The following is a 20,917-nucleotide window of genomic DNA, read 5'->3' on the forward strand; positions in this document are numbered from 1 at the left end:
ACCCGGGATGCCGGGCTGCTGCCTATGATCGTACGCAGCCGTGCTTGCCGGGCCAATACACCGGGTCCCGGGGCAAGCGGTGCGCCGGCGCGTCTAGTCCTCGACGCTGCGAATGACCCGGGCCGGGGATCCCACCACCACGGAACGGGCAGGCACATCCTTGGTGACCACGGCACCGGCAGCCACAACGGCGTCATCACCGATGGTCACTCCCGGCAGGACGGTGACGTTGGATCCGAGCCACACATTCCGGCCGAGGGTGACGGGTGCCGGGTGCATGTCCGCCCGGCGGCCGGGTGACAGGTCATGATTCAGTGTTGCCAGGACGGCGTTGTGGCCAATCAGGCAATCGTCGCCAATACTGATTCCCCCCTGGTCCTGGAACCGGCAGCCGGAATTGATGAACACCCGTTTGCCCAGGGTGATGTTCCTGCCGAAGTCAGCGGAGAACGGCGGGAACACCGCAACCGTTTCATCCACCGGTTTACCGGTGAGCCGGGACAGCAACTCCCGTACCTGTTCCGGCTGGTGGTAGCCGCTGTTGAGTTCACCGGTAACCCGCAGGGCGGCCTGGCTGGCATGGTGCATGGCCTCATGCAGGGGCGAGCCGGCCGTTATGGTCTCGCCGGCGTTCAACGCTGTGAGCAGTTCATCAAGTTCCATTGCCCCAGTATGAGTGATGCAGCCATCCGGGGCCGAACCGGCAGGGATTGATTCCCTCCCCCGCGGGGCCGGTATGGGAGGTTGCCTCTGGACGGAAATGTCCCTGTACGCCAACCTGTGGAGGTAGGAGCCGCCGGGAAGAATCAGCGGAGCCCGAACTTTAGCGTCGTCATTCCCTGAAACTGTGAGGCCGCATGAGCGATCGTGAGCTACCCGGGCAGCCCGGGCTTGCACGGCCCACGCGGATTCTGCTGACTCTGGCGGCGGCGGGAGGTGCCTGCTGGACGGTATGGGCGGGGCGGTCACTTCTGGGACCGCTGGTGCTGGCGGCGGCGCTCATCATTATTGCGCTCCCCGCACGAGGGCCCCTGGACCGGCGCGGTGCCCCGCGCTGGGTCGGCACGCTCGCCGTCGTGGCCATCGCCTGGGGAATTCTGGTGGTTCTGGGCCTGCTGGTCCTTGTGGCACTGGGACAGTTCGGGCGCATTCTCGCCACCTATGCGGGCCAGCTGGCGGAGAGCGCCGAGACACTGGAATCGTTTTTTCAGCGTCTCGGATTCAACACCGTGTCGATGGATGAGATTTCCGGGGCAATCCAGCCCGCTGCCCTGCTGACTACCGTTTTCAACGCCGGCACGCAACTGCTGGGCCTGGGCACGGCCGTCTTTTTTGTCTTCGCGTACGTGATGTTCCTCGGGATGGATGCTGCACGGTGGCAGAACCCCCCGGCCGAGCTCGCGAAGGCGAGCGGCCGGCGACTGCACGCTTTTAATCAGTTCACCGCCGGAACCAACCGGTATTTCCTCGTCAACTCGATATTCGGCCTGATCGTCGCGGTGATTGACGGACTTGCCCTCTGGCTCCTCGGCGTGCCCGGTCCCTTCGTGTGGGCGGTGCTCGCGTTCGTTACCAACTACATCCCCAATATTGGTTTCGTCCTGGGCGTGGTGCCTCCCGTTGTACTCGCTGTCGCGGTTGGCGGCTGGGGGCTGGGGCTGCTGGTGCTGGCCATCTACTGCATCGTCAACGTGACCCTCCAGGTGCTGGTCCAGCCCCGGTTTGTGGGGGAAACAGTTCGGCTGAGCGTCACGCTGACCTTCGCCTCGGTGGTTCTCTGGACAACCCTGCTGGGAGCGGTCGGCTCTCTCCTGGCCGTGCCGCTGACCCTCTTCGCACGCTTCCTGATCATCGGCGGGGATCCCGGTGCCCGCTTCGCACAGTGGATCAGCGGTGATGACGGTCCGGAGGAGCCTAAAGGTCCTTCACAGCCCGGATAGCGGCTACTGTCCGCGGGAACCCCACATAAGGGAAGCAGTGCACCAGGGCTGCAATGATCACCGTCTTTGAGTGCCCCAGCTGCAGGCAGGCGCGGCCGTGCGGTCCAAGCTGGGCGGCAGTGTCCCCCAGCGACGCAAGAGCACACAGCCCCAGCAGCTCCCGCTGCTGAGCGGAAAGCCCGCCGCGGGTGTAGAAATCACCGAAATAGAACTCGGTCAGGAACCGTGGCAGCGCCTCATTGAACGGTTCCGGCAGATCGGCAAGGTTGTCCCGGATCTCAGTGCCGTACAGCGGCATCTGCTCAGCGAGCCCGCGCTGGTAGCGGCCGGCGTCGTCGTCCACTGTTCCTTCCGCCGGCAGCGGCAGTGAAATTCCCCGGTCACAAAACACCTCGTTGACGGTGCCGACGGCGTTGAGGGTGCGCGGAAAGCCGATGATCGGTGCCAGCTGGTAAATGGCCTCGCGGATGTGGACCGGCGGCACACCCACGTGGAGGGCGGCCGCAGTATGGGCCCGCAGCTGCGGCAGGGTTTGAAGGCACGCCAGGACGGTCACGGTGATCAGCTCCCGGGTCCGGTCATCCAGGACGCCGGTGCCGAACACGTCGCCGAAGATGAAGCCCCGCAGGATCTCCATCAGCTCGGGATCTTCCTCGTAGGCAGCGCGGTCCCGCGGCCCGAACAGCCGCTCATACACCGCTTCGGCCATCTCCCTGCGGGACGCCGGGTTGTGCCGGGGATCGTTAGTCATGGCTCTCCTTGGATGGTGCCGCGGCCGGTTCCAGCGGGATGTCCACGCTGCGGCCGGGGCGGAGCTGGATCAGGACATCCCCCACCCGGACGCGGACCGGTGGCAGGCTGCCCGGGGCGGCGGATACCCGCAGAACGGTGCGTTCCAGGATGATGTTGAGCAGCACCCCGCGGTAGCGAACCCGAAAGGACACCCGCCGGAGCCCTGACGGCAGCCTGGGGGTGAAGACCAGGTCCCCGGATTCCATCCGCAGCCCCGCAAAACTTCGCTGCACCACGTCGATGGTCCCGGCCATTGCGCCAAGATGCACTCCGGTTCGGGTGGTGCCGCCCTGGGTATCGTCAAGGTCGGCATCCAGTGCGTCCCGGAATGTGTCCCACGCGCGTTCCGGATCGGAGGCGGACAGCACGGAGGCGTGGGCAACCCGGCTGAGCGTGGAACCGTGAATGGTCCGGGAAAGGTAATAGTCCACCATCGCCCGGATCTGTTCCGGCCCGACGTCGTAATTCATCCGCCGCAGCAGGCGCACCAGCTCCTCTTCCCCCAGGACGTAAAGCAGCATCAGTACGTCGGCCTGTTTGGAGAGCTTGTAATCGTTGGTGCTGTCTCCCTCCGACGCGAGGATCAGATCCAGCCGTTCAATGTTGCCGTAGCGCCGCCGGTAATGGTCCCAGTCCAGCTCCTTGAGCCGGCCGTAGCCCTCAAACTGGCTGATCAGGCCGTCATGAAAAGGAACATACAGCCGCCGGCCCAGCTGCTTCCAGAACGCCAGTTCGTCCTGGGTGATCCCCAGCTTCTTCCGCACGTACCTGCTGTCCTGTCCGTGCAGTTCCTTGAGGATCCGTGCCGGGAGGGCGCACAGCCAGGCGGCCATGATGTTGGTGTACGCGTTGTCATCCACTCCTGACCCGGGGTGGCCCGGATAACCGTCGTGGTACTCGTCCGGCCCCACCACGCCGCGCAGATGGAACCGTCCGTCCTCCCCCGTTCCAGCCATGGACGCGATCATCCGGGCGACCTCCACGATGATCTCCGCTCCGTGGCTGATCAGCCATTGCCGGTCCTCCGTGGCCTGGAAATACTGCCAGACGTTATAGGCCACAGCCAGGCTGCCGTGGCGCTGCAGCCGGGAGTTGTCCCGCATCCATTTCCGGGAAAACCTGTTGTACAGCCAGCGGGGCGTCTCTTCGGTTCCGTCGCTGCCGCTGCGCCAGGGGTACAACGCGCCGGCCAGTCCGGCTGCGCGGGCCGTGTCCCGGGCTGCGCCCAGGCGGCGCCACCGGTAGTTCAGCACCGAGCGCGTGATGGAGGGCAGCCGCGAGGTGACCAGCGGCAGGACAAAGAGGTCATCCCAGAAAATATGTCCCCGGTAGCCTTCCCCGTGCAGTCCGCGGGCCGGAACGCCCACGTCCAGTTCTTCAGTGATGGGGGTAAGCACCTGCAGCAGGTGGAACACATGCAGGTTCAGGACCAGCTGCGTCTGGCCGTCCGCATGCAGGTCAAGAGTGAACAAATGCAGCAGCCTGCGCCAGGCAGCCTGGTGGTCGGCAAGGACTGCGCTGAAGTCAGCCGGAGTACGGGCAAGCACGGCGTGTGCTCCGGAGGCGGGCGTGGAAATGGCCCGGTCGCGGGAAGTGACGACGGCGGCGGTTTTGAGGACACCCAAAGGCTCCCCATCGCGCAGCTGACCGTGATGGTGCTGCAGCCAGCGGGAGGAATCCGCTCCGGCCCGGAAGGCGCCGGGCAGCCTGCTGCTGTGAACCGGAGCATCTGCACGGAAGGTGACCCGCACTGCAACCGCAATCCGGAGCTGGCTTTGCGTGGTTTCAACTTCAGCACTTTCCATGCCGGACTGCGAGTCCACGGCACGGGTATGGAGGTGGCGGTTGCCCAGCGAGGCGTCCTCGGCGACATTAGCGTTGCGGATGTCGGCGTCAATCCCTGTCCTGAACTCCACCGGTCCGTCCCACCCGCGGGCGGTCACCGTGGTTTCCAGCGCGGCGAGCGCGGGAGAGGCCATGGATACGATGCGCCGCTGGACGACGTCGAGCTGCCGGCCGTTCCCGTCCTCCAGCAGGACACGGCGGGTCAGGACTGCACGCTGCATGTCCAGCGACCGGTGCTCGCGCCGCAGAATCAGACCGCCTTCGGACCACCAGCCGCCGGAGCCGAAGCGGAGGTCCACCGGAAGCCAGTTCGGCAGATTCACCATGTGCTCGTTCCACGCCGTCTCGCCGCCGATGACCTCCGGGACCCGGTTGAAGATGCCCGCAGCGTAGGTTCCCGGATAGTGGATGGAGTCCGCGCGGGCTTCGGGTGCTGTTCCCCGGGTTCCCATCCGGCCGTTACCGAGCGTTGTCAGCGCCTCCCGGTGCCCCTCGTGCCAGGGATCAAAACCGTCGTAAATCAGCTGCCAGGGGTGGGAAAGCACCAGTCCGATGTCCAGCTCCCCGGGGTCCCGGAGCACCAGATCCGCCCCGGCGGCCTCCAGCCGGGTGCGCTGTTTGACCCGGTCAATGCCCACAACCAGTCCAAACCCTCCGCTGCGCGCAGCCTCAACGCCGGCGGTGGAGTCTTCGATCACCACGGCCTGCGACGGGCTGACACCGAGACGGCGTGCCGCTTCGAGGAAGGTGGCGGGGTCCGGTTTGCCTTCCAGCCGCAGTTCCGCCGCAACGGAACCGTCAACGACGGCGTCGAACTTGCCCTCCAGCCCCGCGGCCGCGAGGACGGCCGCAGCGTTGCGGCTGGCCGTCACCAGGGCCACCGGCACCCCGTCCCTGCGCAGTCTCCCCAGCAGACCCGCCGTTCCGGGATAGGCGCGGACACCGTCCTGCTGAAGGGCGGTCATGAACAGCGCGTTTTTGGCGGCCCCGAGCCCGTAGGCGGTCCAGGACCATGGAGCGTCATCCGCGGACCCGAGCGGAACGTCTACTCCGCGGGATCGGAGGAACGCCAGGACTCCCTGTTCGCGCGGGCGCCCGTCAACATAGGCATAGTAGTCACTGTCCTCAAAGGGACCGCCGGAGGCTGCCCCGGCTCTCGCGTCAGCCAGGACCGAGTCGAAGAGGGCCTTCCAGACTGTGCGGTGCACCGTCGCCGTGTCGGTGACAACCCCGTCCATGTCAAAGATGACGGCCTGATAGCGCAGTGGTGTTACCGCGGCAGGCATAGGCAGGGCGGGTGACGGGACGGCGTCCGGCCGCGGTTCAGCGGGCATCGGCCGGTGAAAGGGCGGCATGGAGAACGGCGGGTCCGGACGCCCGGACCGCGTGCCGGGATGACCTATCCGCTATCTGCCAGGCGCGCATGTTCCTCCCTATCCGGCCGCAGGGATGTAAGCGGGTCAACGGCCCGCTTCCGGCCTGCCGGTGTTTGCCAACTCTAGCGGCGTGGACATCTGCCGGACAGGTTGGCACTTCCGGACGGGTCCTTTCAGGAAAGGTTTGTATTCTCCCCCGCTGAATCCCGGCAACAGGCATACGCTGAAAGGGACGTGTTCTCATCCCACAGGCCGTCCGGCCGGCGGTCCTCACCGGCAGACCAGAACCTGCCGGCCACAAAACGCAGCACATGAACCCAGTTCAATCGAGGCAGTCATGGCAGGAAAATTTGAGGTTTATCAGGACAGGTCAGGCGGGTACCGGTTCCGCCTGAAGGCAGGCAACGGCGAAATCATCGCGTCGTCGGAAAGCTACAAGTCGAAGGCGTCGGCGCTCAAGGGCGTGGAATCGGTCCGAAACAACGCCGCAGCGGAGATTACGGACCTGACGGCCATCGCAACCTAGCGGCCCTGGATGATTTCGGACCTATTTGGGGTTCGAATACATCACCATCAGAAGGCACACCGTGGAGAATCCCGCCTGCGCCAGCAGGAGCACGCCCGGGGCATAGCCCAGGAACAACCCCAGCAGCAGCGGCACCAGCGCCAGCAGCGTGGTGTCCACACCGCGGATCATCGCCCCGGTCTGAGCGGTGGGCACCGGACCGAAGACGGTGTCCACGGGCGGTGCGGTCCAGTCCGGCTGGACCCGGTACGCTCCGCGCACGGATGACGCGCCAAACCCCGCGCCTGCGAGCGCCCCCAACGCAATCAGCTCAGGGCTCCCCGCACCCAGCACCACCAGTACGGCACACATCAGGGCGGACCACAGGGTGAGGGCGGCCGCGGGCAGCACCATCCGGCTCAGCCGCACCACGCCCTGCGAGAGGGGAAGCAGCACATCCAGTCCCGGCATAATCGCCGTCTGCCGCGCCAGCGCTCCCGGTGCCGGAACCACCGCACACACAGTGGCGGCGATCAGGGCCAGCTGCACCGGAACCGGTTGCCTTCCGCCGGTCAGCAGCAGAGTGACACAGAGCAGAAGCATCAGCACCGGGCGGACCCACCACCGGGGCGTCCGCAGGAAGGCAGCGGTATCGGCGCGCAGCAGTGCCCCAAACGGCGTCCGTGCACCCTTCGCGTACCAGCGGCCGGCGCGGGAGGAAACGACGGCGCCGGGTTCGGCGGACAGCGCACGCGCCACCTCGTTCGGATCCATGAGATACACCGCGGAGCCGGCATGCCCGGACACCGCGCCGCCGCGGATAAGGTCCCGGGCCGGAATGTTCCCCAACCCGGGGCGGCTGAGCAGCCACAGCACGACGGCGGCTGCCGCCGTGACGAGGGCAGGTCCGCACAGCCCGGCCGCCGCCTGCCGCGGAACAAAGCTCAGCACAGCCAGCAGCAGCAGACCCGGAAGCGGGCCGGAGGCTGTTCGCCGGGCCGCCCCGGACCACGCCGGTGTCGCCGCTCCGGCATTTGTTCCTGATCCGGTGCCGACCTGACGCAGGAGCGCGAGCTGCACCGCGCAGACGGCCGCCAGGCCAAACACCGCTGCCGCCGCGAATTGTCCGCGCACGCCGGCGGTCAGGTCCGTGATGAAGCCGAACGGCAGATAGAGCACCGAGGCCCCCGCCCATGCCAGGAGCAGACGGCGGATCAGGCGTCCGGCCACCAGACGCCGGCGGGGCACGGGCAGGCCCAGCCACCAGTACCCTTCGGGTCCGCTGACGGCGGCCGGACCCAGTTTCCGGGCCACCACCATGATTGCCGCCAGTGCCGCGAACAACAGCACTGTCGGTGCCGCGCCGTCGGGCAGGGAGAACGACAGCGGGTCCACCAGGGTGCGCCCGCCCGAATTACCGGACCAGGCAACGGCCACCTGTTCGCGCAGCGCCAGGACCAGTCCCGCGGCGAGTGCCGCGATGGTTCCGCCGGTAAGGACAGCAGTGTAGACGTCAACGAAGATATCCCGGAACCGGCTTCGGCCCCGGGTGTACGCACGGGAGGCCAGCCGGGTGAAGCGGACAGGATCGAAGACTGCGGGTGATCCGCCGGCGAGCCGGGAGCTCATTGTCAGCGTCCCGCTATTTCGGCGGCCGCGCGGTCGGGCGCGATCCCGCGGACGTCGTCGTCAATTAACAGGCACCGGTCAGCCGTGGCCAGCAGCAGCGCCGGATCGTGGGTGACCAGCAGGACCGTACCGCCGGCGTCGGCGTAGGCTCTCATCCGCTCTCCCAGCCGCTCACGCATGACCGGGTCCAGACGCTGCTCGGGTTCATCCAGGATCAGCAGGGAGGAGGGACGGATCAGGGCAGAGGCCAGCAGCAGGCGGCGCCGCTGCCCGGACGAGACGGAGGCCGGAACGGCATCGGCACGCTCCTGCAGGACGAAGAAGTCCAGTTCGGCGTTCACTGCTTCCTCAGGGTCCGGAACGGAGTGTCCGCGGGCAACCAGCTGGAGGTGTTCGCGGACCGAAAGGGAGGGGAAGAATGCATCCTCATCGAACAGGGCTGCGACCTGCCGGCGGAACGGCAGCGCGTCTTCGTTGACCGGCAGGCCGTGTACCAGCACTTCGCCGTCGAGCATCGGCTGTTTCCCGGCGATGGTGCGGGCTGCGGTGGATTTGCCGGCTCCGTTGAATCCCACCATGCCCAGGATCTCCCCGGCGTACACCTGCGCCGTGATGGGTCCGCACACCGGCGCGCCCCCGTATCCCACGGACAATTCGGATATCTCGAGCACAGCCCCCGCTGAAGTCATGCGACCAATCTAGCGGACCGTGCGGGAATGACTTCGGAAGAGGACGCGTTGGCGCAGACATGACCTCTTCACCCGCCGCCGTCCCAGGCACCTCCTCTGATCAAACCGCTGCCTCCGCCACGGAGCACCTGCACATTGCTGTGGTGGGCGCGGGCAAAGCAGGCACCGCCGTTGCCCGTTCCCTGCTCGACGCCGGGTACCGGGTTTCGCTGTCCGCCTCCGGCGATCCGCAGATGCTGTCGCTGATGGCCGGCATCATTACCCCGGGCGCCGAGCCGAAGTGGACCCGTGACGCCGTGTCAGACGCCGGACTCGTGATCCTTGCGCTGCCGCTGCACCGGCTGAATCTCATCGATCCGGCCCTGCTGGCGGGCAAGGTGGTGGTGGACACGATGAACTACTGGCCGCCCGTGGACGGGGACATTCCGGCCTTCATGACAGAGGACGAGGGGTCATCCGTGGTGGTGCAGGAGATGTTCCCTGACGCCGCCGTCGTGAAAACTTTCAATCACACCGGCTACGCGGCCCTGGAGCCGGACCGCCGTCCCGCCGGGCATCCGGAACGGCTTGGCCTGGCGGTGGCGGGGAACCGGCCGGACGCCGTCGCGCTCGTCTCGTCCGTGGTGGAACGGATCGGCTATGACCCGGTTCCGGTCCCGTCCCTGGCCGGGACGCTGTTCCTGCAGCCGGGCGGGTCCGCGTTCGGAGCCCGGCTGACCGCCGCACAGCTGAAAGAGCTGGCACTCCTCCCCCAGCCCGTGGCCTGACCCGCAGAACTGCCGCGGGAATTTTCCCGTTCCGGCGGTTGCTTGCACACCACAACGCCAACGAAGGGATAAGCACCATGCCAACACTGGGAATCATAGGAAGCGGAAACATCGGATCGGCCGTGGCGCGGCTGGCGGTTGGTGCAGACATGAACGTCATCATCGCGAACTCCCGGGGACCGGAAACGCTTCAGGACCTGATTACCGAGCTGGGTCCCCCAGCCCAGGCCGGAACGGTTGAAGAGGCAGCCAGCCAGACCGACGCCGTCGTGCTCTCCATTCCGCTCAAAGCGGTGAAGGACCTGCCGGAGGGTCTGCTGGCCGGCAAACTTGTCCTGGATACCAGCAACTACTACCCGTCCCGCGACGGACGCATCAAGGAACTTGATGACAGCACCGTCACCACCAGCGAGCTGGTGAAGCAGATGCTCGGCGACACCCGCTACGTGAAGGTTTTCAACAACATCACCGCGGCACACATCCCGGCCCTCGCGCGGCCGGACGAGGCATCGGACCGTTCGGCGCTGCCCATCGCCGGCGACGACGACGCCGCCAAGGTGCAGGCGGCTGCCATCATCGAGCGGCTTGGCTATGACACGGTGGATGCAGGCACGCTGGCCGATAGCTGGAAGTTCGAGCCCGACACTCCGGCCTACGGGCTGATGTACTTCGCTGATCCCAACGCGTCCGAGCAGCAGCTGATGAGTGCCCCTCCCAGTGCGACGCCCGCGGATGAGGTCCGCTCGGCACTCGACGCCGCCCCGCGGGTCAACGTAGCAGAGCGGAAGTTCTAGGCCCTACCCGGGAACATGACGGGCCGGTCCGCCGAGTATGGTGGCCCGGCCCGTCACCTGCCTGCCCCGACCTTCGCCTACAGTGTCCCTAGCCGGGGAAGTCTTCCCTGACACTTCATCGGGCAGGACGGAAACGGGGCTGGCGCAGTGGGCGGTTCAGAGAGTTTCAAGGCAGTTCTGGCGGTCATAGCGATGACTCGAAATGCACGGATGTCGCCGCCTCTGGCATGCACAGCAGTTACGACAGCCGAATCGGGTACGACAGAAGACGCCGTCAAGGTGAACCGCAGCCGCAGCACCTGGTCCCTCACTGACGGCATCAGCGGTTCCAGCTGTGATCCTGTCAGAGGGCTGGTCATGTGGTCGCCGTCCGGAGAAGAGGTCGGCGGCCTGGAGCGGGCTGATTGGATGCCACCGCAGATAGCACTCTTCCACCCGCTGCAGATGCGGATCTGGGACGGGGTGAGCGACCAGATGCGGGTTGTCGACGCGTTCGAAGACGATGTTTTTGTGACGTTGAGACTGCAGCATCGGGAGGCACCAGACGAAACCGGTGAAGCCACTATCAACCGGGAGTTCGGTGTGGTCACCGAATACCGGGATGCCGCCACCGAAATACTGCTGACGAATCTGCATATCGATTTGTAGCGGCACCGCCGGGAGGCAGCGGTGTGAGTTCGCTCGCTTCGCGGAATATCCCGGTTGCCGCCCCCTGTTGTCGCTGGATATATCAATCTCCAGCTCAGGCCGCTCCAAGGGAGCCCGAGCGACGCGACAAAAGGAAATCCTGAGTGAAACTCTTCACCCCGCTCACCGTCGGCACCATGGAACTGCCCAACCGCCTCGTCATGGCACCGATGTCCCGCATAAGGGCCGACCGTAACGGCGTTCCCACCGACATTATGGTTGAGCACTACCGGCAGCGCGCGTCCCTGGGCCTGATTGTCACCGACGGCGTCTACCCCTCCTTCCCCGGCCAGGGCAACCCGCTGATGCCCGGATTGGTCACCGAAGACCACGTTGCCGGCTGGAAGCGCGTCACCGAGGCCGTGCACGAGGCCGGCGGCCGCATCGTTGCCCAGCTCATGCACTCCGGCCGCGTAGCCCACGAAAGCATCAACGGCGGACACCAGCCCCAGGCCCCCAGCGCCATCGCGCTGGAGGGCATGGCCCACACCTATGACGGCAAGCAGCCCTACCCGGTGCCGCATGCCCTGACCGAAGCGGAACTCCCCGGCGTCGTGCAGGACTTCGTGTCCGCCGCGCAGAACGCCATGAAGGCAGGGTTCGACGGCGTGGAGCTGCACGGTGCCAACGGCTACCTGCTGCAGGAATTCCTCTCCCCCGTCTCCAACACCCGCACCGACAACTACGGCGGCTCGCCGGAAAACCGGGCCCGCCTGGTGATCGAGGCCTTCCGTGCCGTGGCCGAGGCGATCGGCGCCGGGCACACCGCCATCCGCATCTCTCCGGAGCACAACATCCAGGGCGTGCTGGAAACCGACCGCGAGGACGTCACCGCCACCTACACCGCCCTGGTGGACGGCATTGCGGATCTGGCACCGGCCTACCTGTCCATCCTGCACAAGGACCCGGCCGACGAAATGATCCAGGACCTGCGCCGCCGCTTCGGCGGCCCGGTCCTCATGAACACCGGCTTCGGCACCGTCACTACGCGCGATGACGCCATCATGCTGCTCGAAGAGGACCTGGCTGACGCCGTCGTCGTCGGCCGCCCCGTGATGGCCAACCCGGACCTGGCCCGCCGCTGGCAGGAAGACCTGCCGCTGAACGAGCTGGACCAGGCCACCGTCTACACCGACGGCGCCGCCGGCTACACGGACTACCCGGTGCTGGAACCGGTTGCTTCCTAACTGAAACAACAACGGCAGGCCTTCCGCACACTGCGGGAGGCCTGCCGCTGTCCGGGGACCGGCGGGAAACGGTTAGGCCGGCGTCCTGGATAAATCGGCAATCCGGCCCACGTAATCCGTGGCCAGCTCATAAGTGCGTGCGACCGTCAGGATGGCGGATTCCTCGAAGGGCCCGCCAATGATCTGCATGCCCAGCGGAAGTCCCGCGGAGGAGAACCCACAGGGCACCGACACCGCAGGCAAACCGGTCAGGTTTCCCGGTGCGGACATGCGGACCATGGCATCCGTTGCCGTTTCCACTGTTCCGTCAGGCCAATAGATCTGAGGATCGTCCGCGGCGACGGCGGGAGCCGGAACGGACGGCGCAATCAGCACGTCAATATCGGCGAACATCTCCTCCCATCCCTGCTTTATCAGCTGCCGCATACGGAGCGCGTCAATGTAGTCCGTGGCCAGGATGGTTTCACCCACCTCAAGCAGGGCACGAACCTCCGGCGTATACAGGTCGGGGTTGGTCCTCATGGCATGCCGGTGATAGGCACTGGCTTCGGGCATCAGGATTCCCCACTCAGCAGCCTGGATACTCTCCGCCCGCGGGATCAGGACTTCAACAAGCTCTGCCCCAAGCCCTTCCAGCAGCGTCGCGGCTCCGGAGACAGCGGCCGCGACCTCCGGGTCCACCCGGTCCGTGTAGAAGTTGACGGGGATGCCGATCCGCAGGCCCTTCACTCCCCGTTCCAGCCCGGCAGTGAAATCCGGGACCGGCATGTTCACGGACGCCGGATCCCGGCTGTCATATCCCGCCATGGCATTCAGCACCAGGGCAGCGTCGGTGACGTTCCGGGTCAGCGGTCCCACGTGATCCAGGGACCAGGACAGTGACGCAACGCCGAACCGCGAGGCGCGCCCATAGGTCGGCTTAAGTCCAACCGTTCCGCACAGAGCCGCCGGAATCCGGATCGATCCGCCCGTATCGCTGCCCAGCGCCACCAGGCAGGATCCGGACGCGACGGCGGCGCCGGAGCCGCCGCTGGAACCACCGGGGCTGGTGCTCACATCCCAGGGGTTGCGGGTTGTCGGCGTCACCACACCGAAGGCAAACTCATGCGTATGGGTCTTGCCCACCAGCACCATTCCCGCCTCCGAAAGCGCCGTGACGGCGGCGCTGTCCGTCTCGGGAATGAAGTGCTCCCTCACCCTGGAACTTGAGGTGGTGGCAATCCCCGCCGTGTTGTAAAGATCCTTCACACCCAGGGGAATGCCGTGCAGCGGCCCGCGGCTCCGGCCCGCAGCAATCTCTTCGCCGGCCTTCTTTGCCTGCGCCATCGCTGCGTCCGCGGTCACGGCGGCAAAGGCATGGATCTGCGGTTCGACGGCGGCGATCCGGTCCAGCGCGGATTCAGTCAGTTCCAGCGGCGACAGATCACCGGCGCTGATCGCGTTGGAAGCCTCGGTAAGTGAGAGTTCGTACGGTTCCATGGTCTTCTCCTACTTCCAGGCGGCGCTGAAGGCGGTGGCGGGAGGCGTTTCGCCCAGGTCCCGGCTGCTCAGCGTTTTCAACAGCGCGTGGATTGGTGCCGCCGCTTCCGCCAGGGCAAGGGCACGGTCGGGGCTCAGTTCCAATCCCGCCAGGGCTGCCATGCTGCCGAAGACCTCAGGGTTTTGATCAGGTGACTGCATCGTGATCCTTTCGGTTGCAGGACTGGTGATCCGGCGTGGTGCCGGTCACGGCCTGTACGGCATAACCTACCCAAAAGACACCGGATGGGGTCCGCACGACGGGAAAGCCGGGCGCGTACCGCGGCCGACGGCCCTGTTCGGCCCGTCGGGAATTCCTCCACCGCGGCGGCAGTTCCCTTCATGAGGGACCGCCGGAGTACACACCTGCCGGTCCAGCCGAACATCATCGAAGGGATTCATCGTGGCGACATTGGGAATTATCGGAAGCGGAAACATCGGATCCGCAGTCGCACGGCTCGCAGTGGCCGCCGGCATGAACGTTGTCATTGCCAACTCGCGGGGACCTGAAACGCTGGCTGAACTGGTCGCCGAACTGGGCCCGCAGGCCCAGGCCGGAACGGTGGAGGACGCGGCGAAACTTGGCGACGCCGTCGTGCTGTCCATTCCGCTCAGCGCGGTCTCCGGGCTTCCGGAGGGACTGCTGGCCGGCAAAACCGTCCTGGACACCAGCAACTACTACCCGTCCCGGGACGGGCGTATTGCCCAACTGGATGACAGCACGGTGACCACAAGCGAACTGGTGCAGAGCCTGCTGCCCGGAGTGCAGTACGTCAAGGCCTTCAATAACATCCTGGCCCACCACATTCCGCTGCTGGCCCGCCCTTCCGGGGCCGATGACCGCTCCGCACTGCCCGTTGCTTCCGACGATCCGGCTGCCAAGGCTGAGGCGGCGGCGCTTATCGAGGCGCTGGGCTACGACGTCGTCGACGCCGGCGCCCTCGTTGACAGCTGGCGGTTTGAGCCGGACTCCGCGGGCTACACCCGCCTGTACCTTGCGGATGAGAGCACGCCCGATGAGGAGCTGATGACCTCGGTTCCCGGGACAACCCCGAAGACGAAGGTTGAGTCCGCCCTGGCATCGGCTACCCGGGTGAACGTGGCCGAACGCGTCTTCTGAGCTTCCGGACGCGCCTCGATCCGGTGAATTGATCCTGCGCCCTGAGCCACCCCGCTGAACGGGCACGCTGCGGGAGACTGCCGACGTCGCCGTTACCGTATCGGGGAACTGCAATACTCTGACGATGACCGTCAACTTCGAGTGCATCACCCGGACGTCCGTGCCCGCAGCCGAGCTCTTTGACCGGGCACGGAACATCGATGCGCACAAGGATTCGACGGCGCGGTCCAGGGAGGAGGCGGTCGGCGGCGGGGCGGTTGACCCTCTCCCCGGACAAGTAGACTGAAACGGTGACGCACAGCTTCGATAAAGACTACTGGGAACAGCACTGGGACGAGGCGCCGGAGACGGCACCGTCAGCGCCGGCTGAGAACCGGGCGAACCCCTATGTCCAACGCATCGCCCGCCGGCTGTCCCCCGGCACGGCCCTCGACGCAGGGTGCGGCACGGGCGCTGAAGCCCGGGAACTGGCCGCCCGAGGCTGGAACGTCCTCGGCGCGGATATCTCCTCCACAGCACTCGCTGCGGCAGCCGCCCAAACCTCAGAGCAGGACTTGGCGGGCACCGTGACCTGGAGAGAAGCTGATCTGGCCTCCTGGGAACCCGGGCGCCGGTTCGATCTGGTGATGACCAATTATGCCCACCCGGCCATGCCGCAGCTGGAGTTCTACCGGCGGATCATGAACTGGGTAGCTCCCGGCGGCACGCTGCTGATAGTCGGCCACGCCCACGATCCTGAGGCCAGGACCGCCCACGGCCACCAGCCGCCGGCTGAAGCCACCGTCACCGCCGCCGACGTTGCGGCGCTGCTGGATCCGGCGGAATGGACCATTCTGTCCGCCGATACGCAGTCCCGTACCGTCACCGCACCGGACGGACGGACCGTCACCCTGCCCGACGTCGTCGTGCTGGCCACCCGCCGCAGCTAGAGTTCCCGGCCGGGGCTAACATTCCCCGTGTTGCCCGGCGCAGCAACCGGCGGCGCCGGCACCGAACGATGCCACGGACGCTTGTCATACATCGCCAGAAGCTGCGCGCCGAGGCCAAAGAAGACCATGGCCAGCCAAACGGCGACGTTCAGCCACGGAATGTGCAGCGCGACAATGAGAATCACCCCGCCCACAAGCGACTTGATGATGGGATGCTGGTTGCCGCGGAACACGAGTCTGCCGATGTAGTAGGCACCGAAGACGAAGGTTGCCAGCGTCATCGTGATCCAGACCAGCAGGCCTGACAGGGCAAGCGGTGCCCCGATGAACGTCACCAGAAGGAGCAGCAGCACCAGGGGAACGGCAATGGATGCCACAAAACCGACCAGCAGCGCTTTCCACGGCCGGGGCACCAGCTGATCAGTTACCCGGTGCAGCAAACGGGGCAGGAGCCAGGCGGCGAAGACGGTGATCAGGCTCAGGGCCACCAGTGCGTACAGCAGTCCAAGCAGCCACGCGGCAAACTGCTCCCCCGCTGACGGTTCCTCGGGTGCCGGCGGAGCGACGCGCTCCACGGTGCCGCTGACCGCGCCCTGGGCAATCTCGGCCTCGTCATCGGAGGTGTACGTGAGGTTGCCGCCAACCACTCCGTTAATGGAGAGGTCTCCAACTCCAACCTGCACATCACGGCCAACTGTGCCGGCTATGTCAATTTCACCCGCGGCGCCCACCAGGTCTGTTCCCAGGGCACCGGTGCCGGCGATGTCGAGGGTTCCGGCGAAAATGGTGGCGCTGCGTGCCACGTCCCCGCTGATGGTCACATCCTGTCCGGCGAGACGCACATTGCCGTCCACGTCTCCGGTGATGTTGATGGTCTGGCCGGCGGCGATGACATCGCCGGTGACATTGCCCGAAATGGTGATGGTCTGGCCTGACACGTACACGTCTCCAAAGACGTCGTCCGGGACATCAACGGTCAGTCCGCTGTAGAACTGGGGACCCGTGTCATCGTTCACCGCCGTCGGCGCAGCGGGGGCGAGCCGGGAATTTGCGGCCGGGGAAGAGGCCAGGGCCCCGGTGCCGGTCATCAGAATCAGTAGCACAGCGGCGAGGAATGCGGAGAAAGTCCGCCGCAGAGGTGAAGGAAGTCTCATTGCGTTGCCTTTCAGATGTCTGTAAATGCACGCACCCGCGCCGCTTCTGCTGCTCCTGTCTACGGCAGGGACGCATTGCCTCCCGGAGCGTTCGGGCCGGTCTGCCAGCGCAGCAGTGCCGCGACGCCCACCCCGTCGGGAAGCACGCCGTTGGGCACCAGCAGCAGGCTCGCGTCAGTCAGGGCTGCCGCGCGCAACAACGCCGCCGACGCCGGAACTTTGCCGAGCACTTCGGCCCCAAGCGCCTGCTCCTCGGCCGTAGCCACCCAGGGCTCGGCACCGAGGGCCAGCAGTGTCCGGTCCGCGAGCGCATTGTCATTCAGGATCAGCACATCCACCTGGGCCTGCTGGAGTGCATGCACCACTGCACCGATGCCCTGGGCCGATTCGGGATTGGCCTGCCCCTGCTGCAGGGCAAGACGGTCCATGATCTGTTCCTGCTCGGCCGCCCATCGAAGCGCGATCAGCTCCCGGACCCGGTCCTCGAAGCTGTCCTGGTGGGGCCCCCCGGTGCGGGTATGGGAATCAAGCATGCCGGCCAGCGGCTTATGGGCCTCTGCCAGTTGATCAAGGACCAGGCCGCGGGCACGGACATCCCCGGCCAGCACAATCAGCTTTACTCCGCTGGCGTCCGCTATCCTGTCAATCTGTGCGGCCACTTCGTCCGCGTTCCGGCGCCACACTTCTTCGGTCCGGCGCTGCAGCTTGTCCTGCCCCCAGATACCGGTGGACAGTTTATGGATGTCCTCGGTGGACCCCTCAACGTCCCCCACGCTGGCTACACCGGGACGGCCCACATACTCGAGCCGGATCTCCCCGCCCTCCCGGGACACATCCGCCACAATGTACGGGAACTCCTCCGGCCGGTGCTTAAACAGGGGCAGCAGATCGGGTACGGGTCCCACGTGGATCTGCTTGGGGGTGACCAGCGGCCCCGGCAGCAGTTCGTTCAATTCCACGGTGCCGTCCCGGACCAGGACAAACCGGGATACGGGTCCGGGCACGCCGCGGGCCGGGTCCACTGCGGTTTCAATGGCCTCCAGGTCCGCGGGCGGAGCGCCCTGCGCGGCCGCGGCGTTCCGGACGTTTCCGGGGCGGACTTCGGCGGCTTCCAGGCCCTCCACTGTTCCGGCGCCTGCGTCAACGTAAGCAGCGCACCAAGGACCGGATTTGCGGTAGAGCCCAGCGTATTTGCGGAGATTTTCGGCCATGTCGGTCTCCTTCCTGCACGGCGCCGCCGCACATCGGTTCAAGCCGTACTTCCAGCTAACACCCGGACCGGCGGCAACTAAAGGGCTGGCCCTCCGCAGGCCGCCGGCGCTGCAGCTATTCTTCGGCTGCCGGCGCTCCGCCGCCGTGCTGCACCCCGAGACTGCGCCGCAGCCACGTCGCGGCGAGCAGGGCCGCAGCCAGTTCCCAGCCGACCAAAGCGAGCATGCCGAAAGGGGATGCGGCGGACGCCGGACCAACCGCCGGAAGCGCCGCGTCGTGCCGGTGCCCGCCTCCGGCCGCGCCCGGATACAGCAGCAGCACCGCGTGAAAGGCAACCATGCCCAGCGCCGAGCCCATCATCATCCGCCCGGCCGCCGCTGAACCGGACCGCCACAACGGCAGCACGCACGGCAGGCACAGCAGCGCCATGACCACCATCAGCGCCGCCTGCCACCACAGGTCAGTGTGCTGACCCGCCATGACCAGATGCAGCCCGGCGGAAACCAGGGCAGCCCCGGCGCAGGTCCGGGCGTGAAGGCCCGGACCTGCCGTCGCCGCGGCTGCTACCGGTGGCACTGACCGCCGGATTCCGGCGCGGGAACATCCAGCACCGGAGACCGGTCAAAGAACCCCTCGGGGCGCAGCTTGAACCCGGTGGTGTCCACCGGCATGATCGGCCAGTCCTCCACCCGGGGGAAGTGCGTCAGGCCGAAGGTATGCCAGACGGACAGGTCCTGTCCGTCGATGTCCCGGTCCGCCGCAATCCATTCCGGAATACCGCCGCCGCCGGCGTGCTGGTTGACGAAGTCGCCGGTCGGGTAGCGCTGGGCCTCGTCCCGCCGGGTCACCCAGAGCGCCTTGGAGGCGAACGTCGCCCGCCGGTAGATCGAGGAGTCCTCGTCCGCCAGCAGCGTGGGCTGGCCCTGGGGATGCAGCTTGTAGCCCACCGGCTCCCCCAGCCTGTTGGTCTTTTCCGGGTTGGTCACCACCCAGGTGCGGGCGACGGCGGGGGCGGCATCGCGGGCAGCCTCCGACTCGCGGGCCAGGACGGTCCGCCTGCGGGTGAAGGCGTTGCCGCGCGGGTTCTCCGGTCCCGCCGGGACCCGCACAGCGTCCTCTTCCTCGACCCGGCCCGGGCCGCCGTCGAGCGCAAAATCCAGCCGGGCACCGAACAGGTGCTGGTGGAAGGGTGCCCCCAGGCCGGGGGCCATTTCCGAAGCGTAGGGGTAGTCCTTGCCGGGGTAGGCACTGGTGAAGACAACGCCGGTGGCCTTGGCCTCGAATTCGATGGTGCCGTCCAGGTACAGGTACCAGTAGAAGCCGTAGTCGTAGTTGCCCACCGTGGTGAAGAAGCTGATCACCAGGCGGCGGTTGCGGCGGGTGTAATTGATACCGGACCACAGGTCCGAGTGCTTGGCGAGGATGGAAGCATCTTCCTCGTGCATGCAGATGCCGTCGCGGATGGTGCGCGGGTTGCCGCGGGCGTCCGAGACCGTGGGCGAGATGTAGTGGATTTCGCCCAGGCAGTCGCAGCCAAGTTCCAGTGAGTTGGCGAACTGGCCCACCAGGTATTCGCCCGTGTCGAAGTAGTTCTGCCAGGAGCGGGTGGGTGCGGGGTCGCCGTACGGCACCACCATTTCCGCGATGGCGGCCCGGTTCAGGATCCGGCGCACTCGGCCGCCGTCCTCGAAGCCGATGTTGTAAAGCACCAGGCCCTCACGGACATCAAACCCCACATCCAGGTGCCACTTCTCCCACTCAACGTGGTTGCCTCCTGCGACGGTGAAGCTTGGCCCCTCCGGCTGGGTGATGCTGATGGGCTTCTGGGTGGTGCGCAGCGGTCCGGTCAGTTCCGGATCGGTGTAGTTGCCGTGCTCTTCAGGCACCGGGACTGCGCCGAAGTCCAGGACCCGGTCCACGGTGCGGGCTGTTACGTCCACGTAGCCCACCAGGCCGTCGATCGGATGCGCCCAGGCAGAGTCCTCGGCGTGCGTCTGCAGGAACGCCAGGCCGCGCAGGATCCGGCGGCCCTTCTCCTCGGGGTATTCAAAGACTCCCGCCGAGAGCGGAGCCACCCGCACCTGTGCGACGTCGAGCCCGCGTTTGTCCAGCGCCGCCAGCCACTGGGGGTCGGCGGCCAGGATCTGCTCCACCACCTCGAACTCCTCTTCCAGCACGGGCAGTTCGCCGGTGACGGCTGTGTCCAGCACGGTGTCGGACTCAATGGTGCGGCGGGTGGCGGAAACGACGACGTCGTGCGGCTTGCCGCCGGCGGTGTCCAGCAGGAACACGCGGAAGCGGCGGTCGGCGCAGCCGGAGTCACTGTCCGCAGTGTTGCGGGGCGGATCCACCAGGCCGAGGTAGGCAATGCGTGCAGTACCGGAGAACAGTCCCGCGGCTTCGAGAATCTCCCGGACGGCGGTGACTTCCTCCGGTGCGGCCAGCGCGTAGGCGGAGGCCGGTTCGGAAGCACCGGCGGCAGAGTGGTCACCGGCCGAAGGAGCGGCGGAGATTTCAGCGGAATGGCACGAGCTCATGGGTTGTCCCCTTTTTTGTGAGGTAGGAGCCACACTGCCGCTCCTTTTTTCTATGGCTGTAGACAATAACCATCTGCCAGCCTGCTGACAAGAGGTGTCCACCTCTGACTTTCGCTGTCATTCCGGTGATGTCCGGGTTCCGCCGAGACAGCTGTCCAAGGACTGCACGCAAAATCAAGCACCCGTCACCCGTCGCCAAGACCCGTTGCCGTGCCTGCGCCGAAGCTTGACGGAAC

General features: G+C 66.5%; 19 protein-coding genes and 1 pseudogene. 9 read left to right on the plus strand and 11 right to left on the minus strand.

Annotated features, from left to right (window positions below; all coding sequences use genetic code 11):
- Positions 1-93: 93 nt before the first annotated feature.
- On the minus strand, positions 94-663 hold the full coding sequence (locus QMA10_RS04800) for a DapH/DapD/GlmU-related protein (protein WP_290166594.1): 570 nt from the start codon (positions 661-663) through the stop codon (positions 94-96).
- A 194-nt stretch (positions 664-857) separates the two neighbouring features.
- On the opposite strand from QMA10_RS04800, the gene QMA10_RS04805 reads away from it, so the two are divergent.
- On the plus strand, positions 858-1,940 hold the full coding sequence (locus QMA10_RS04805) for an AI-2E family transporter (protein WP_290166596.1): 1,083 nt from the start codon (positions 858-860) through the stop codon (positions 1,938-1,940).
- Here the strand turns inward: QMA10_RS04805 and QMA10_RS04810 are convergent.
- Positions 1,915-2,691, minus strand: coding sequence for a carboxymuconolactone decarboxylase family protein (locus QMA10_RS04810; protein ID WP_290166597.1), 777 nt, complete (start codon positions 2,689-2,691; stop codon positions 1,915-1,917). The genes QMA10_RS04805 and QMA10_RS04810 overlap by 26 nt on opposite strands.
- Positions 2,684-5,911 carry a beta-phosphoglucomutase family hydrolase gene (locus QMA10_RS04815; RefSeq protein ID WP_290166599.1) on the minus strand — a complete coding sequence of 1,076 codons (3,228 nt, stop codon included), beginning with the start codon at positions 5,909-5,911 and terminating at the stop codon, positions 2,684-2,686. Before QMA10_RS04815 ends, QMA10_RS04810 begins: the two co-directional genes overlap by 8 nt.
- A gap of 379 nt (positions 5,912-6,290) precedes the next feature.
- Here QMA10_RS04815 and QMA10_RS04820 point away from each other — a divergent pair.
- Positions 6,291-6,443: pseudogene (locus QMA10_RS04820) on the plus strand (DUF1508 domain-containing protein); the annotation flags it as partial.
- A gap of 57 nt (positions 6,444-6,500) precedes the next feature.
- Here QMA10_RS04820 and QMA10_RS04825 read toward each other — a convergent pair.
- Both QMA10_RS04825 and QMA10_RS04830 read right to left on the minus strand, forming a co-directional pair.
- Positions 6,501-8,087: a DUF6297 family protein gene (locus QMA10_RS04825; RefSeq protein WP_290166601.1), complete on the minus strand. Its 1,587-nt coding sequence runs from the start codon at positions 8,085-8,087 to the stop codon at positions 6,501-6,503.
- A 2-nt stretch (positions 8,088-8,089) separates the two neighbouring features.
- On the minus strand, positions 8,090-8,776 hold the full coding sequence (locus QMA10_RS04830; RefSeq protein WP_290166603.1) for an ABC transporter ATP-binding protein: 687 nt from the start codon (positions 8,774-8,776) through the stop codon (positions 8,090-8,092).
- A 59-nt stretch (positions 8,777-8,835) separates the two neighbouring features.
- Here QMA10_RS04830 and QMA10_RS04835 point away from each other — a divergent pair, with 59 nt between their 5' ends.
- The 4 genes from QMA10_RS04835 (at position 8,836) to QMA10_RS04850 (ending at position 12,211) form a co-directional block, all read left to right on the plus strand.
- Positions 8,836-9,543 (plus strand): NAD(P)-binding domain-containing protein, encoded by a 708-nt coding sequence (locus QMA10_RS04835; RefSeq protein WP_290166605.1) that lies wholly within the window; start codon positions 8,836-8,838, stop codon positions 9,541-9,543.
- A 77-nt stretch (positions 9,544-9,620) separates the two neighbouring features.
- Positions 9,621-10,337, plus strand: coding sequence for an NAD(P)-binding domain-containing protein (locus QMA10_RS04840; RefSeq protein WP_290166607.1), 717 nt, complete (start codon positions 9,621-9,623; stop codon positions 10,335-10,337).
- Positions 10,338-10,484: 147 nt separating this feature from the next.
- Positions 10,485-10,985 carry a hypothetical protein gene (locus tag QMA10_RS04845; protein ID WP_290166609.1) on the plus strand — a complete coding sequence of 167 codons (501 nt, stop codon included), beginning with the start codon at positions 10,485-10,487 and terminating at the stop codon, positions 10,983-10,985.
- 143 nt (positions 10,986-11,128) lie between these two features.
- Positions 11,129-12,211 (plus strand): alkene reductase, encoded by a 1,083-nt coding sequence (locus QMA10_RS04850; protein ID WP_290166610.1) that lies wholly within the window; start codon positions 11,129-11,131, stop codon positions 12,209-12,211.
- Between the two features lie 72 nt (positions 12,212-12,283).
- Here QMA10_RS04850 and QMA10_RS04855 read toward each other — a convergent pair whose 3' ends face one another.
- Both QMA10_RS04855 and QMA10_RS04860 read right to left on the minus strand, forming a co-directional pair.
- Positions 12,284-13,690 carry an amidase gene (locus tag QMA10_RS04855; RefSeq protein WP_290166611.1) on the minus strand — a complete coding sequence of 469 codons (1,407 nt, stop codon included), beginning with the start codon at positions 13,688-13,690 and terminating at the stop codon, positions 12,284-12,286.
- 9 nt (positions 13,691-13,699) lie between these two features.
- Positions 13,700-13,891 (minus strand): hypothetical protein, encoded by a 192-nt coding sequence (locus QMA10_RS04860; protein WP_290166612.1) that lies wholly within the window; start codon positions 13,889-13,891, stop codon positions 13,700-13,702.
- 241 nt (positions 13,892-14,132) lie between these two features.
- Here QMA10_RS04860 and QMA10_RS04865 point away from each other — a divergent pair, with 241 nt between their 5' ends.
- The 3 genes from QMA10_RS04865 (at position 14,133) to QMA10_RS04875 (ending at position 15,778) form a co-directional block, all read left to right on the plus strand.
- The gene (locus QMA10_RS04865) at positions 14,133-14,849 is read left to right on the plus strand and encodes an NAD(P)-binding domain-containing protein (RefSeq protein ID WP_290166613.1); all 717 of its coding nucleotides are present in this window, start codon (positions 14,133-14,135) and stop codon (positions 14,847-14,849) included.
- Between the two features lie 124 nt (positions 14,850-14,973).
- A complete protein-coding gene (locus tag QMA10_RS04870; RefSeq protein ID WP_290166615.1) occupies positions 14,974-15,135 on the plus strand; it encodes a hypothetical protein in 162 nt (53 codons plus the stop codon).
- A 4-nt stretch (positions 15,136-15,139) separates the two neighbouring features.
- Entirely contained in the window at positions 15,140-15,778 is a 639-nt protein-coding gene (locus QMA10_RS04875) for a class I SAM-dependent methyltransferase (RefSeq protein WP_290166617.1), read from the plus strand.
- Here the strand turns inward: QMA10_RS04875 and QMA10_RS04880 are convergent.
- The 4 genes from QMA10_RS04880 to QMA10_RS04895 all read right to left on the minus strand — a co-directional run bounded on the left by QMA10_RS04880 (position 15,775) and on the right by QMA10_RS04895 (position 20,681).
- On the minus strand, positions 15,775-16,866 hold the full coding sequence (locus QMA10_RS04880; RefSeq protein WP_290166619.1) for a polymer-forming cytoskeletal protein: 1,092 nt from the start codon (positions 16,864-16,866) through the stop codon (positions 15,775-15,777). The genes QMA10_RS04875 and QMA10_RS04880 overlap by 4 nt on opposite strands.
- 125 nt (positions 16,867-16,991) lie before the next feature.
- Entirely contained in the window at positions 16,992-18,143 is a 1,152-nt protein-coding gene (locus QMA10_RS04885) for a Vms1/Ankzf1 family peptidyl-tRNA hydrolase (RefSeq protein WP_290166620.1), read from the minus strand.
- A gap of 115 nt (positions 18,144-18,258) precedes the next feature.
- On the minus strand, positions 18,259-18,720 hold the full coding sequence (locus QMA10_RS04890) for a hypothetical protein (protein ID WP_290166622.1): 462 nt from the start codon (positions 18,718-18,720) through the stop codon (positions 18,259-18,261).
- Positions 18,708-20,681 (minus strand): primary-amine oxidase, encoded by a 1,974-nt coding sequence (locus QMA10_RS04895; protein ID WP_290166624.1) that lies wholly within the window; start codon positions 20,679-20,681, stop codon positions 18,708-18,710. The genes QMA10_RS04890 and QMA10_RS04895 overlap by 13 nt, the downstream gene beginning before the upstream one ends.
- Positions 20,682-20,917 lie beyond the last annotated feature (236 nt).

Source organism: Arthrobacter sp. APC 3897 (assembly GCF_030407495.1).
Classification (GTDB): Bacteria; Actinomycetota; Actinomycetes; order Actinomycetales; family Micrococcaceae; genus Arthrobacter_B.